Annotated in this window: 11 protein-coding genes and 1 tRNA gene; 10 read left to right on the top strand and 2 right to left on the bottom strand. The window is 58.0% G+C overall.

Annotated elements, in window-relative coordinates:
- Positions 1 to 39: 39 nt before the first annotated feature.
- Complete coding sequence (trpA, locus tag PSJ8397_RS11360) at positions 40 to 831, bottom strand: tryptophan synthase subunit alpha (RefSeq protein ID WP_085864712.1); 792 nt, start codon at positions 829 to 831, stop codon at positions 40 to 42.
- 153 nt (positions 832 to 984) lie between these two features.
- Between trpA and ychF the strand changes: the two genes are divergently transcribed.
- The 10 genes from ychF (at position 985) to PSJ8397_RS17400 (ending at position 13,405) form a co-directional block, all read left to right on the top strand.
- Positions 985 to 2,082: a redox-regulated ATPase YchF gene (gene ychF, locus PSJ8397_RS11355; RefSeq protein ID WP_085864711.1), complete on the top strand. Its 1,098-nt coding sequence runs from the start codon at positions 985 to 987 to the stop codon at positions 2,080 to 2,082.
- A 325-nt stretch (positions 2,083 to 2,407) separates the two neighbouring features.
- Positions 2,408 to 2,497: transfer RNA gene (locus PSJ8397_RS11350), tRNA-Ser, on the top strand.
- 348 nt (positions 2,498 to 2,845) lie between these two features.
- Complete coding sequence (locus PSJ8397_RS11345; protein WP_085864710.1) at positions 2,846 to 3,163, top strand: LysR substrate-binding domain-containing protein; 318 nt, start codon at positions 2,846 to 2,848, stop codon at positions 3,161 to 3,163.
- An 87-nt stretch (positions 3,164 to 3,250) separates the two neighbouring features.
- Positions 3,251 to 5,338, top strand: a complete 2,088-nt coding sequence (locus tag PSJ8397_RS11340) for a hydantoinase/oxoprolinase family protein (protein ID WP_085864709.1) — start codon at positions 3,251 to 3,253, stop codon at positions 5,336 to 5,338.
- Entirely contained in the window at positions 5,335 to 7,044 is a 1,710-nt protein-coding gene (locus PSJ8397_RS11335) for a hydantoinase B/oxoprolinase family protein (protein ID WP_085864708.1), read from the top strand. The genes PSJ8397_RS11340 and PSJ8397_RS11335 overlap by 4 nt, the downstream gene beginning before the upstream one ends.
- Positions 6,974 to 7,465 (top strand): FAD-dependent oxidoreductase, encoded by a 492-nt coding sequence (locus PSJ8397_RS11330; protein WP_306372142.1) that lies wholly within the window; start codon positions 6,974 to 6,976, stop codon positions 7,463 to 7,465. Before PSJ8397_RS11335 ends, PSJ8397_RS11330 begins: the two co-directional genes overlap by 71 nt.
- Before the next feature lie 317 nt (positions 7,466 to 7,782).
- Positions 7,783 to 8,829: a peptidase M29 gene (locus PSJ8397_RS11325; protein WP_085864707.1), complete on the top strand. Its 1,047-nt coding sequence runs from the start codon at positions 7,783 to 7,785 to the stop codon at positions 8,827 to 8,829.
- Complete coding sequence (locus PSJ8397_RS11320; RefSeq protein ID WP_085864706.1) at positions 8,826 to 10,133, top strand: acyl-CoA dehydrogenase family protein; 1,308 nt, start codon at positions 8,826 to 8,828, stop codon at positions 10,131 to 10,133. The genes PSJ8397_RS11325 and PSJ8397_RS11320 overlap by 4 nt, the downstream gene beginning before the upstream one ends.
- Before the next feature lie 3 nt (positions 10,134 to 10,136).
- Positions 10,137 to 12,134: an alpha/beta fold hydrolase gene (locus PSJ8397_RS11315; protein WP_085864705.1), complete on the top strand. Its 1,998-nt coding sequence runs from the start codon at positions 10,137 to 10,139 to the stop codon at positions 12,132 to 12,134.
- Positions 12,131 to 13,405 carry an FAD-dependent oxidoreductase gene (locus PSJ8397_RS17400; RefSeq protein ID WP_085864704.1) on the top strand — a complete coding sequence of 425 codons (1,275 nt, stop codon included), beginning with the start codon at positions 12,131 to 12,133 and terminating at the stop codon, positions 13,403 to 13,405. Before PSJ8397_RS11315 ends, PSJ8397_RS17400 begins: the two co-directional genes overlap by 4 nt.
- On the opposite strand, the gene PSJ8397_RS11305 is transcribed toward PSJ8397_RS17400, so the two are convergent.
- The gene (locus tag PSJ8397_RS11305) at positions 13,402 to 13,836 is read right to left on the bottom strand and encodes a GFA family protein (protein WP_159453134.1); all 435 of its coding nucleotides are present in this window, start codon (positions 13,834 to 13,836) and stop codon (positions 13,402 to 13,404) included. The genes PSJ8397_RS17400 and PSJ8397_RS11305 overlap by 4 nt on opposite strands.
- Positions 13,837 to 13,974: the final 138 nt, after the last annotated feature.

The raw sequence follows: 13,974 nt of genomic DNA, 5'->3' as shown, positions 1-13,974 counted from the left end.
TGACAACAAACTCTTTTTACAAGAGTTTGCGCGCCCGGATCAGGCGCGGTGCGCCCCATCGGCCAGGGTTTTCACAAACGCCAGAACATCGGCCACTGCCTCACCCTTACCGATTTTTTCCACAATGGCGGAGCCCACGACGGTGCCATCGGCCACGCCTGCGATGTCTTCGGCCGTTTGTGGATCGCGCACGCCAAAGCCCACGATGACCGGCAGATCGGTTGAGGCTTTGATGCGGGCCACTTCGGGTGCGACATCGGCGGCCTGCGCGGCGGCAGCGCCTGTCGTGCCGGTGACGGAGACGTAGTAGACAAAACCTGATGTATTCTGCAGCACCTTTGGCAGACGTTTTTCATCCGTCGTGGGGGTGGCGAGGCGGATGAAGTTCAGGCCTGCGTTTTGGGCGGGAATGCAAAGTTCGTCGTCTTCCTCAGGCGGCAGGTCAACGATGATCAGACCGTCGATGCCGGCCTCTTTTGCCTGTGCCAGAAAGGTGTCGACGCCGCGGGAGTAGATCGGGTTGTAGTAGCCCATCATCACAATCGGGGTTGTGTCGTCCTCTTTGCGCAATTCACGGGCGATTTGCAGGGTTTGATCGAGGGTCATGCCCCCTTCAAGCGCACGCTGGCCCGCCAGTTGGATCGTCGATCCGTCGGCCATGGGGTCAGTAAACGGCAGGCCGAGTTCGATGATGTCGACGCCCGCGTCGGGCAGGCCTTTGACGATTTGCAAAGAGGTGTCGTAGTTCGGATCGCCCGCCATGACATAAGCCACGAAGGCCTTTTGACCCTTTGCGGCGAGGTCTGCGAATTTGGCGTCGATGCGAGTCATGTGAACGGTTCCTTTTTCAAGCCTTACGCGGTGTGACGCAGGCCCGCGGGAAAATCAATGCCCGTTCTTGGGGGCCTTATTTTGTTGGGACGCTTGCGGGTTTGGGCCTTGGCCAGTAGAAGCGCGGCGAGCACAACACGGAGAGCATGTCAGATGGGTTTCAAAATGGGTATCGTTGGCCTTCCGAATGTCGGAAAGTCCACTCTTTTCAACGCATTGACACGGACAGCGGCGGCGCAGGCTGCGAACTTTCCGTTTTGTACGATTGAGCCCAATGTGGGTGAGGTCGCGGTGCCGGACGCACGTTTGGACACCTTGGCGGGTATCGCGAATTCCAAATCCGTGATCCCCACACGTATGACATTTGTGGATATTGCCGGTCTGGTGAAGGGCGCCAGCAAGGGGGAGGGGCTGGGCAACCAGTTCCTCGCGAATATTCGCGAAACGGATGCCATCGCCCATGTGTTGCGGTGTTTTGAGGACGGCGACGTGACCCACGTAGATGGCCGTGTCGATCCTGTGGCGGATGCTGAAACGATTGAGACCGAGCTGATGCTGGCCGATTTGGAAAGCATCGAAAAGCGTCTGCAAAACATCATTCGCAAGGTGCGTGGGGGTGACAAGGACGCCGTTCAGCAACAGCGCCTTCTGGAAACCGCGAAAGAGGCGCTGGAAAACGGCCAGCCGGCCCGCACGGTTGAGGTTGACGATGATGACGTCAAGGCGTGGAAGATGTTGCAGCTTCTGACGACCAAGCCGGTTTTGTATGTCTGCAATGTGGGTGAGGCAGAGGCGTCCGAGGGCAACCAGCACTCCGCCGCCGTCGCTGCCATGGCCGCCGCGCAAGGGAACTCACACGTCATCATCTCCGCACAGATCGAAGAAGAGATCAGCCAGTTGGACGACGACGAAGCGGTCATGTTCCTGGAAGAAATGGGTTTGGCGGAAGCGGGCCTCGACCGTTTGATCAAGGCAGGCTACGAGCTGCTGCATCTGGAAACCTATTTCACCTGCGGCCCAAAGGAGGCCCGTGCATGGACCATTAAAGAAGGCACCTTGGCCCCGCAGGCCGCGGGCGTCATCCATGGTGATTTCGAAAAAGGTTTTATCCGCGCCGAGACAATAGCCTACGACGATTACGTGTCGTTGGGCGGGGAGCAGGCCGCTAAGGAAGCGGGCAAAATGCGGGCTGAGGGCAAGGGCTATGTCGTCAAAGACGGCGATGTCCTGCATTTCCTGCACAGCAATTGAGGCGGACGTCCGGTTCAGGCCTAAAATGGCGACTTCGGCTTTATGAGTAAGACGCGGGTCGCGCCTGTACCGTTGCCATTCATACACGAATGAGACCAACAAGAGCGTCTTGAACTGCAAGGCATGCGGCATCTTTAAAAGGATGGCGACACGGTGCGAATTGGTGGGGGTGTTGCGGGCAGCCTGAGCCCTCTGTGGGGTTTTGCCCCTTTTTGCGGAAGGCATCGGCCGGTCCGGTGTGACGGTGGCAGGACCGGGCAGACAGTCAGCACGACGGTCACTTTCCGACTTGCCCCTCAGGTGCGGTGACGCTAGACGGGTCAGCGGAGACGTGGCCGAGTGGTCGAAGGCGCTCCCCTGCTAAGGGAGTAGGCCCGGAAGGGTCTCGAGGGTTCGAATCCCTTCGTCTCCGCCATTTAATCTAGCGAACATGCTGGGATTTCTCACTTATTTCTCTTTCGATCAAAATGGGGTACATTTGAGGGTACAATATCGCGTAACCTCTGCATACCTCCATCCGCAGTAACTGACCCCTCACCAGACTATTTACCACCGTTCTGACCTCCGTCTTTCGAGGTGGCACGACCTTTTTTCCGTTTCGTCCTGAACACTTCTTACCGAGGTTGAACCGGCCAACATCGGTTTGTAAACGAACGGCCCATAGCTGCCGTTCACCTGCAAGTGAAGATGCTGCGGTCGCAGCCTGCACAGGGGACATTGGTCTTTTTGAACGACTTTTGTCGGCGTGAGCGCAAACGTACATATGTCAAGGGGCCAACCGAAGTCGCGTTTGCACGATCTTGCAACGAAGCGTGGTTTGAGGCGTGAGAGGATCGTTCATTCCAGTGCTTTGTCTGCCTGTGTTCCAATGACCCTAGAAGGGTTGGGAGTTGCGCTATTGCCCGAACGGCTTGTGAGCGCCGAGATTGCATCGGGTGAGCTACACCGCGTGGAGGCTGATTGGGTCCCTGAACCTTTGTCATTCTATGCGCGCTTCGCGCCCGCCCGTGCCGGCCTTTACGTAGAAAAAGCAGCGCAGATCGCAAAGGACGCAATGCGGCCCTCTTACTTAGATCAATAAAAATGATCCGGGTGAGAAATTTAATCGATTTGATTATTTGACCTTTTTTGGAGCAACTTTGTAGGGAACCTAAAGCAGGAGCCCAACATGACAGCACCTACCGTTCGCCTTGGCGTCGATATCGGCGGCACATTTACCGACGTTGTATTGGAAAAGGACGGTATGCCGTTTTCGACGAAGGTGCTAACGACCTACGCGGCACCCGAAAATGCAATCATCGACGGGATGCATCAGGTCTGTACCAAGGCAGGTGTGACGCCGGCGCAAATCGGACAGATCATTCACGGCACCACGCTTGCCACCAACGCCTTGATCGAACGGCGGGGCGCGAAAACGGCGTTGATCACGACACAAGGCTTCCGCGATGTTATCGAGATGCGCACGGAATCGCGGTTCGAGCAGTATGATCTAAACCTGAACCTGCCAGACCCGCTATTACCCCGTCAGATGCGCTTCACCGTTGCAGGACGCGTTGATGCGAATGGTCAAATCCTCGTGGAAATGGATCGAACCGAGGTTGAGGCCGTTGTCGACAAGATTGCCGAAGCCGGTTTTGAGAGTGTCGCGGTCGGCCTGATCCATTCCTATTTAAACCCCGCACACGAGCAATTGGTACGCGATGTCTTGGCCGAAAGACTGCCCGATGTCTCGGTGTCAATTTCGTCCGAAGTTTCACCGCAGATGCGCGAATACGAACGCTTCAATACCGTCGTTGCCAACGCCTATATCAAACCCCTCATGGCGTCTTACCTTGGCCGACTAGAGGATCGTTTGAAAGCCGAGGGTGTGACTTGTCGCATCTTCCTAATGCACTCTGGTGGTGGGATCATTTCGATCCAGAACGCTGCAGATTTTCCTGTGCGTTTGGTTGAATCTGGGCCCGCAGGGGGGGCTGTTTTTGCCGCGCACATCGCGGCGCGGTACGGTCTCGATAAAGTTCTGTCGTTCGACATGGGCGGCACGACCGCCAAGATTTGTCTTATCAAGAACCAAACGCCGAAAACGTCCCGTGTGTTCGAGGTCGCGCGGACATATCGGTTTAAGAAGGGCTCTGGCATGCCGATCTCGATCCCTGTGATCGACATGGTGGAGATTGGCGCGGGCGGGGGATCGCTGGCGCATGTGGATGCGTTGCGCCAAATCCGTGTTGGCCCCGAAAGTGCGGGGTCGGAACCGGGGCCTGCTTGCTATGGCCGCGGCGGAGAACGCCCTGCAGTTACCGATGCGGATTTGGTGCTTGGTAAGCTTGATCCCGACAACTTTGCCGGTGGTTCGCTCAAACTGCATCCGGATCAATCCAAATCCGCATTGGCAGGTCACGTGGGCGAAACACTCGACATGGATGCCGTCGAAGCCGCCTTTGGCGTGGCCGAAGTCGTTGATGAAAACATGGCGAATGCCGCCCGTGTCCATGCGGTCGAAAACGGTGAAGACCTTTCGGAATATACGATGATTGCATTTGGTGGCGCTGCTCCGCTGCACGCAGGTCGTCTGGCTGAGAAGCTCGGGGTCAACAGATTGCTTGTACCACCCGGGGCAGGCGTTGGGTCTGCCATCGGCTTCCTTCGCGCACCGTTCAGCTTTGAGGCAAACCGGTCCGTCTACATGACGCTCAGTGACTTTGATCCTGCGCGGATCAAGGGCCTGCTGACCGACCTTATGGCCGAGGCAACCGGTTTTGTACGCACTTGCGACGAAGTCAGCCCGATCCTGTCAGAATTCAAAGTTTACATGCGCTACATTGGGCAAGGTTGGGAAATCCCGATCTCGTTGACGGAAGAGCAAGCCATGAACCCCGATGTGGCAACGTTCGAGGCACGGTTTATCGAAGACTACACAAAACTGTTTGGGCGCCCGGTCTCAGGTATGGATATCGAAATCACTGTCTGGTCCGTGAACGCCACGACGCCGCCAGAAGACGTGGCGCGAATGGACGAGACCAACGGTGAAGCCTCTGCAACACCGGATGGAACGCGCCAGTTGTTCGATGCGGCATCGGGAAAATTCCTCGACGCCGATGTTGTCAAACGGTTCGATATGACGGCAGGCGACCGGGCAACGGGCCCCGTTGCGGTGGTGGAAGATGAAACCACGATCATTGTACCCGCCAGCCGAGATGCGATCCGCCAGCCAGACGGCTGCATTGATGTTATCACCAAGGAGGCCACCCAATGACCCAAGAGCATTCAAAAGTTGCCTATCAGGTGATGTGGAACCGTCTGATCTCGGTCGTTGAAGAGCAAGCGCAAGCCTTGGTCCGCACTGCGTTTTCGACGTCCGTGCGTGAGGCGGGAGATTTGTCAGCCGGGGTCTATGATGTGGCTGGCAACATGCTGGCACAGGCGGTGACTGGAACACCCGGGCACGTCAACGCTATGGCCGATGCGGTCGCACATTTCATCCGCAGGATTGGGCGCGACAACATCCATGACGGCGACGTCTATATCACGAATGACCCGTGGGAGGGCACGGGCCATTTGCATGACATAACAATGGTCACGCCATCCTTTCATGGTGGCGCACTGGTTGGGTTCTTTGCCTGTACCGCGCATATCGTCGATATTGGCGGTCGCGGGTTTGGAGCGGATGCGCACAGCGTCTACGAAGAAGGCCTCTATATTCCGATCATGAAATTTGCGGACAAAGGCGTGGTAGATAAAACGCTGACCCGCATAATCCGCGGTAACGTACGCGAGCCAGACCAGTTGATTGGCGATATCTACGCGCTGGCCACCTGTAACGAGATCGGCCACCGCCGCCTTGTGGACATGATGAAAGAGTTCGCACTCAACGACCTGAACGGCATCGCGACCTTCATCCTCGACAACTCGCGCCGTGCGACCATTGAACGGATTGCAGCCTTGCCGCAGCAAACCGCAACCGGTGAGATGACAATGGACGGCTTTGATTGCCCCATCACTTTGAAAGTCAAAGTGAGCGTGCAAGGAGACCGTATTGTTTCAGATTTCACTGGATCTTCCGGCCTCGACAAGAAAGGCATCAATTGCCCACTGGTCTATGCAAAAGCCTATGCTTGCTATGCTTTGAAGGTCGCCATTGCGCCCGAAATCCCGAACAACGCGGCCTCGCTTGCTCCGTTTGAAATCGAAGCCCCGGAAAATTCCATCGTGAACGCGCTTCACCCGGCACCTGTTGCCCTACGCCATATCGTTGGGCACTTTGTTCCGGACGCAGTCTATGATGCCTTTGACAAAATCGTACCCGGGTTGGTGCCCGCTGAAGGGGCGGGATGTCTGTGCAATTTCCAAGTGTCTTTGCGCCCGCGCACCGATGCACCTGCGCCCGCGCATGCCCGTCGCTCCGAGGTGCTCACCTTTAACTCCGGCGGTTCCGGCGCGCGGCCCGAACATGACGGATTGAACGCCACGGCCTTTCCGTCGGGCGTAATGACAATGCCGATTGAAGCCACAGAACACGCAGGCCCAGTCATCATCTGGCGCAAAGAGCTTCGACCGGATTCAGGCGGCGCTGGCAAAACGCGGGGGGGGCTCGGTCAATACATGGAAGTTGGCGCGCAAGAGGGGCATGAGTTTGACATCCAAGCCATGTTTGACCGCGTTGATCATCCGGCACGTGGTCGGCGCGGAGGTAAAGCCGGTGCAGCCACGACAATCGTGCAGGACGATGGCACTGCGATGAACGGCAAAGGCAAACAATTCGTGGCCCACGGGCGCAAAGTCGTCATGGCCTTCCCTGGCGGTGCTGGCTACGGCGACCCGTCCGAGCGGTCTGTCGATCTCGTCAAACGGGATTTGGCACGTGGTTATATCTCGGCCGAGACGGCCGCGCGTGACCACAACCTATCCGCCGCCGACATCGCAGACGTCGAAGCAGCCGTCGCAAGAGGGGACAGCGTATGAATACCCAGACACCCAACAGTACATCCTAGACGTGGTCATCATTGGCGGGGCGATAAGGGGCGCATCCGCCGCCTGGTTCCTGTCTGATGACATGGATTTTGACGGCACAGTTCTGGTCGTTGATCGCGACCTGACCAACGAAAACACATCGACGATGCACACCAATTCGTGCATGCGACAACAGTTCTCGGGTGAATTAAACGTGCGGATCAGCCAGTTTGCCGCTGACTTGGTCAAAAACCTGCCCCGCTATATGGGCAACGACGACCGCGTGCCTGAGCTTTCGATCCGGTCGTTTGGCTACATGTATCTGGCCGATAACGAAGGCTTTGCGGACGTGCTGCGTGAAAGCCAACAGGTGCAGTTGGCTGCAGGTGCTGCGGCCCAACTGATGACCCCCGAGCAGATCAAAGCGGCCTAAACGAGCACTTGGAGCGGCACAAAAGCGCGACAGGTCCAGACCTCCGCGAGAGGATCGCTGAAGAACTTAAGAAATATGGGCTAGGTTTCCTGCCCTCAGACGGTGCAATAAGCTTTGTCGGGAAATGGACCGGGCTGATCCAATCGGGTCAGGCGATCTGGGGCTTAACGGGGGCCGCAGGTGATCCTGCCCCTTGGGTACCCATGACGCGCCCCCACGTTGCGTCCAGGATATCCATTTGGTTTCAAATATTATCGTTGACAGAGTCCCGTTCGACTGCGCCTAATTACTAAACGGTATAGTAAAGAAAGCGTGAGATGCTTCAAGAACGACCAGAGGGAAAGTGGATTGCCAGCTTTCGGCGGGTGCTGAAATTGAACGGCATCGGCGCGGGCACGTCTGTCGCGATTGTCGCGGAAAGCCAGTCCCGCCCCATCCTGCGTGAGCTGAGCGCGCTGGCGCTTTATGATCTGGGGGCGGAGTATTTCACGGTGGATTTGCCGACCCCCTCGCAAACCGCGCCGGTGCCTGTCAAATCCACTGGCGCGTCGAACGCCATCGCCAACATGCGGCCCGTGATTGAAGCCCTTAAGGGCGTGGATGTCATCGTGGACGTGACCGTCGAAGGCCTGTTGCACGCAGAGGAATGGCCCGAGATCGAAGAGGCTGGCACTCGTCTGTTTGTGGTCTGCAATGAACACCCCGAGATCCTCGAACGGACAGAACCGCAGGCCGCCCTTGGCCCCAAGGTGGACCGCGGGATTGAGATGCTGCGCGATGCGTCGCAGATGCGGGTAACGTCGAAGGCAGGCACGGATCTGGTGATCGACATTCGGGATGCGCCCTGTGGCGGCACGCCCGGTTTTACCGAGGCCCAAGGTGGCGTGGCGCACTGGCCTGGTGGGCTGTGCCTGTGTTTTCCCGGCAAGAACACGATCAACGGCCGTATCGTGATGGCGCCCGGTGACATGAACCTGACGTTTAAAACCTACCTGAACAGCCCGTTGGATTTTCGCATTGAGGATGATTTTGTGCGTGAAATTGGCGGCGACAGTGTCGATGCAGACCTGTTTCGCGAATACCTCGCGGCGTGGGAGGATCCCATCGCCTATGGCCTAAGCCATGTCGGCTGGGGCATGAACCCACGGGCCCGCTGGGAGAGCATGGCGCTTTATGACAAGCGCGACGTGCAGGCCACGGAGTTCCGCGCTTGGGCGGGTAATTTCCTGTGGTCCACAGGGTCAAACCAATACGCGGGCCGTTTTACGCTGGGGCATTTCGATCTGCCCATGCGCGGCTGCACCATCACACTTGACGGAACGCCCGTGGTCGTCGACGGCCACCTGCAAGGAGATTTGGCATGAATTTCGCAGACTACTATGACCTGAGCCGCTTTCGCCCCGAACACATCGCGATGTTGGAAAAAATCAACGCGCTTGGCCCCAAATTTGCCGAACGCGCCCCCGAGCATGACCGTGATGCAAGCTTTCCCACACAAAATTACAATGAGCTGCGCGAACATGGTTTTCTAAAGTTGGTGATCCCGGAAGAGTTTGGCGGCATGGGGTTCACGCTTGGCGAATATGCCACCATCGGGGCCGAGATCGGCAAATACTGTGGGGCCACGGCGCTGACGTTCAATATGCACACTTCGTCCATGATGTGGCTGCGGTTCATGTATGAAATGGACAATTTGACACCCGAAGAGCGCACGGCCTTCAAACGTATGCGTGAGTTGCAGTTCGCCAAGGTCGTCAATGACGGTGCAGTCTTTAGCCAGCCGATTTCCGAAGGGGGCGCCAACTGGACGTCCGAGCCGATCAAAACCAACTGCCGCCGCGTCGATGGCGGCTGGGTGATCAATGGGTTCAAGAAGTTCGCGTCGCTGGCAGGCAACTGCGACTATTATTCGATCGTGTGCACCGAACATTTCGAAGGCAAAGAACCTGCGCACGAAGACACGATGGATTTCGCGGTGCACAAGGACGCGCCGGGCTTGTCCATAGTGGGTGAATGGGATCCGATTGGCATGCGCGGGACGGTCAGCCGTGATTTGATCCTGAAGGATGTGTTCGTGTCGGAAGACGACATGATGATGCCCGCCGGTGTCTTCGGCAAAACCCTGTCGCAATGGCCCCATATGATGGCGACACTGACGCCCGCCTATATGGGGGTCGCCCAGTCGGCCTATAATTTCACGGTCGATTATCTGGCTGGAACGCTGCCTGACCTGCCGCCCATCGACCGGCGGGTGTATCCCACGAAACGGGCGACCGTCGGCAAGATGTTCCAGAAACTAACCGAGATGCGCAACCTTTGGATCAACGCCTTCCTTGAGGCCAAGCCCTTCCCATCAAAGGCAGAAGTCATGCGCATTTACGCGGCACAATATTCGGTCATGGAAGGCGTGCAGGAAATGGCTGCCCTTGCGATCCGAACCTGTGGCGGGCAGTCCATGTTGAAATCTCTGCCGTTGGAACGCATCTATCGTGACAGCCGGTGCGGGGCGCTGATGCTGCCGTATACGACTGAAATTATGGAAGACTACCTGGCGATGATGTCCGTCTATGACATGGACGACATCGACAAGGTGAACACCGAAACTGTATCGGCGCGGATTTCCATGTGGCGTCCTGCGCAAACGGCAGACGACATCGCGGCGGAATAGGGCATGGCCACTTCGTCCGTGCATGTCGTCCGCAAGATCGCTGCATCCCGCGAAGCGGTCTGGGCGGTCTTGGGCACGTTTGATGTCTCATGGCATCCCGCTGTTGCGTCCTGCGATCTTTTGCGGTCACCGGACGGGGCGCTGTTGCGCAGCTTTACGGATCTGGACGGCCAGCCCTATGAGGAACGCCGGACCTATGTCAGCGATACAGATCGGGTGCTGTGTTATACCGCTCTCAGGGGGATCAACGGTTTGCTCAACTATGCGGCCCGGGTTGAGGTGACTGGGGCTGACGGCGGGTGCGTCGTCACATGGCACGCGGATATCGCAGCCTCAGCGGACAGGATTGACGGCATCGCGGCAGGGACCGAAGCCATTTTTGAGGCCGGGTTGGACGCACTTGACGCAAAGACAACGTCAAAATCCATTCCCCGCCCGAAGCTGCAACGCGGCGATGTTGTGCCTGATGTGACGGTGATTGGGGGTCTGCCCGAACTCAGCGTGCGGCACGGGGGGCAAAAGGCACAAAGCGATACGTTGGTGCTGTTTCTTCACGGGATCGGAGGAAACGCGACGAATTGGGACGCGCAGGTCACAGCGCTTGCCGCACAGTACAACGTCGCGGCGATGGATCTGCGCGGCTACGGGGGCAGTTCGCTGGGGACGGGGCCGTCGCAGATCGACGATTATTGCGACGACATTCTGTTTGTGATGACGGCGTTCGGTGCCTCTCGGCTGGTGTTGGTCGGGCTGAGCTATGGCAGCTGGATTGGCACGAGTTTTGCCATGCGCCACAGCGACAAACTGGTGGGGCTTGTCCTTGCGGGCGGTTGCACCGGCATGTCCGAAGCCGACCCGCGCGAGCGTGAGACGTTTCGTGTCAGCCGCGAGGTGCCGTTGGACGCAGGCCAAACCCCTGCCGATTTCGCGCCCGCGGTGGTGGACATTATCGCAGGGCCGGACGCCACTGAGGCCCAGCGTGACGCGATGCGGGCATCCATGGCCGCGATCCCCAGTGCCACCTATCGCGATGCGCTCCAGTGTTTCACCAACCCGCTGGAACAATTTGATTTTTCCAAGATAGATTGCCCCGTTTTGTTGATGACGGGCGAGCACGATAAACTGGCCCCCCCTGCCGAGATCCGACGTGTGTCCGAACGTATCGCAGACGCGCGTACGCTGAACGGGCGTATCGCGGATGTCCAGTTTGAGGTCATCGCGGGGGCGGGGCATATCTGCAACCTTGAGGCCCCCGCAGTCACCAATGATCTGCTGCACCGGTTTTTGTCACGGCTGCCGGACGTGGCTGTGGACTACAAGGCCAGTCTGCCGGAACGTCAGCGCGAAAAGGCGGACCGTATCCGGCAGGCCGCCCATGATGAGTTTTGCGAAAACGGATTTGATGGCGCGTCGATGGATCGCATCGCAAACCGCGCCGATGTGTCGAAACCAACCCTGTATCAGTATTTTGGTGGCAAGGACGTGTTACTTGAGGCCGTACTGGATCAAGCGCGCACGCAAATCGTGGCCCCGTTGATGGCCAAGGACGGCCCCTTGGTCGAACGATTGTGGCGGTTTTCGTGGGTCTACGCGGATTTCGTGTTGCGCCCTGACATGTTGTCGTTGGCGCGGCTGATATTAGGGGAGGCCTCGCGGCGTCCGGAAACAGCGATCGCCTATCATCAGAACGGGCCTGCGCGCGCGTTTGAAGGTCTGGTTGATTTCATCAATGACGCCGTGCGTAGCGGTGAAATTCAGACGGATGCGCCGGATCTGGCAGCCCAAAACCTCTGGTCGCTGATCTTGTCCGGCCCGCGTGACCGATACCTCCATTATGCCGAAGAACGCCCGACCCAAGATGAGCTACTGCGCAGTATTGGCCACGGGTTGTGGGTGTTTTTGAAGGCTTATGGAACCGATCCGCAGGCGCAGCTTGCGACGCTGGACAGTTTCATTTCGGCAAAAACAGATAACCTCCACCAACAGGTGGAAGACGCGTGACCAATGCAATGCTGGAACGGGCGCAGCAGCCACTGGACCATTCGAAGCACGATATGAACAGACGCCAGTTTATCACGGCCGCGTTGGGCGCCATGACCGTTGGTTTTGCTCCGCTGGCTGGCGGTGCGCAGGGCGGGCGTGCTCCGACTGGATACATCCGCACAAACTGGAGCCGCGATCCCTTCAGCTTCGGATCCTATTCCTATCTCGCGAAGGGGTCGTGGCGTCGCGATCACCGCGCGTTGGGGCAGCCGATCGAAGGGAGGCTCTTTTTTGCGGGCGAGGCAACCCATCCGTCCTACAACAGCACCGTGCATGCGGCCTACGAATCCGGGATCATCGCAGCAGAGGCCCTCTTTGAAACCGATGCGCGGAAGGTCGGGATTGTGGGCGCTGGCATGAGTGGTCTGGCAGCCGCGGATGCCTTGACGAAAGCGGGATATGACGTGTCGATCTGGGAGGCGCGCGACCGGATCGGTGGCCGGATTTGGACAGACACCCGTTTGAATGCGCCCCTCGATTTGGGGGCCAGCTGGATACACGGCACAGACGGAAACCCCTTGGCGCAGCTTGCCCAACAACGTGGCATCGTTACCCAAATCACCCAAGAGAGTTATGTGACCCGTGGCGCAAGTGGGCGATTGATCCCTGACAGTGAAGCGCCTGATTGGCTTTATTCACAGGTTGCAGTTCAGCACAGTTTCGGGGCGGAGGCGGACGACATCAACATGTCTGCTTATGTGTGGGATGATGACTATGATGGGGACGAAGTCATCTTTCCTGGCGGCTATGCGCAATTGTTTGATGCGTTTGCGGCGGATTTGAACATTCAGTTGAACCGCAGTCTGGGGGGCGTCGATCTGCGGGACGGGGGCGTTGAGCTGACCGACGGGGTAGGACACGCCGAGACCTTCGACGCCGTCATTGTGACCGTGCCTCTTGGTGTCCTGAAAGCAGGTAATATTGCCTTCACCCCCGCGCTGCCCGATGAGAAACAACATGCCATTTCCCAATTGGGCATGGGTCTTCTGGATAAGCTGTACCTTCGATACGACGACGTCTTCTGGGACGCGGATGTCACGTGGATCGCCACACCGGAAAACGGTTTGCCGCGCGGCCAGTTTAACGAGTGGCTCAACTTTTATCCTTATATCGGTGAGCCCGTGATCATGGCGTTCAATGGTGGGCAACCGGCCAGAGATTTGGCTGGGTTGTCTGATGCAGACGTGGTCGATCGGGCGCTGCAGACGCTGGACATGGCCTATCTTTAAGGACGGTCAGAAGGCGGCCCTGCCGGTTCGCTGTCTGCGGATTGCGCAAAGCGGGGCAGATCATCTGAGAGGCGCAGCCAATCGAGGTGTTCGTCAGTGTAGCAATGCAATTGGGGCACGTAAGCCTCCGGCGTGTCCAAGCTGACGCCATAGAGGTGGATTTCGCCGGGCCAGCGGTCGCTTTCGAAACTCATCTGGCTGCCACAGGTCGGACAGAACCCGCGATTGGCATGGGGGGAAGATTTGTAAAACTGCCGTTCGCCTGACCAATCCACGGCGTCGGGGGCAAACCCCATCCACGCCACAACAGGGGCTGAGGCCGCGCGCCTACAGCTGTCACAATGGCACAGCGCAGTCCATTTTGGCGGGGTATACAGCGTATAGCGGACAGCGCCGCACAGGCACCCGCCCGTCTGCCAATGATCCGTCATCGCTTGTCGTTCCGCATTTAGTGACTTGTGGTTTGGTCGTATTGCGGGGGAAGGTTGTGTCTGCGTATTGGTCGGGTCAAGGGGCATTTGATCGATCAGGGCGCGACGACAAACAAATCCCGGGAAAAGGACCAAGCG

The sequence above is a fragment of the Pseudooctadecabacter jejudonensis genome, from assembly GCF_900172275.1.
Classification (GTDB): domain Bacteria; phylum Pseudomonadota; class Alphaproteobacteria; order Rhodobacterales; family Rhodobacteraceae; genus Octadecabacter; species Octadecabacter jejudonensis.
The sequence above is the reverse complement of the archived record's forward strand: the minus strand, read 5'-3'. Positions and strand labels throughout refer to the sequence as shown.

What these genes read in the sequence shown, in the direction of transcription:
- trpA (WP_085864712.1), bottom strand. Translation starts at nt 831, where the DNA reads ATGACTCGCATCGACGCCAAATTCGCAGACCTCGCCGCAAAGGGTCAA.
- ychF (WP_085864711.1), top strand. Translation starts at nt 985, where the DNA reads ATGGGTTTCAAAATGGGTATCGTTGGCCTTCCGAATGTCGGAAAGTCC.
- PSJ8397_RS11345 (WP_085864710.1), top strand. Translation starts at nt 2,846, where the DNA reads ATGTCAAGGGGCCAACCGAAGTCGCGTTTGCACGATCTTGCAACGAAG.
- PSJ8397_RS11340 (WP_085864709.1), top strand. Translation starts at nt 3,251, where the DNA reads ATGACAGCACCTACCGTTCGCCTTGGCGTCGATATCGGCGGCACATTT.
- PSJ8397_RS11335 (WP_085864708.1), top strand. Translation starts at nt 5,335, where the DNA reads ATGACCCAAGAGCATTCAAAAGTTGCCTATCAGGTGATGTGGAACCGT.
- PSJ8397_RS11325 (WP_085864707.1), top strand. Translation starts at nt 7,783, where the DNA reads ATGCTTCAAGAACGACCAGAGGGAAAGTGGATTGCCAGCTTTCGGCGG.
- PSJ8397_RS11320 (WP_085864706.1), top strand. Translation starts at nt 8,826, where the DNA reads ATGAATTTCGCAGACTACTATGACCTGAGCCGCTTTCGCCCCGAACAC.
- PSJ8397_RS11315 (WP_085864705.1), top strand. Translation starts at nt 10,137, where the DNA reads ATGGCCACTTCGTCCGTGCATGTCGTCCGCAAGATCGCTGCATCCCGC.
- PSJ8397_RS11305 (WP_159453134.1), bottom strand. Translation starts at nt 13,836, where the DNA reads ATGACGGATCATTGGCAGACGGGCGGGTGCCTGTGCGGCGCTGTCCGC.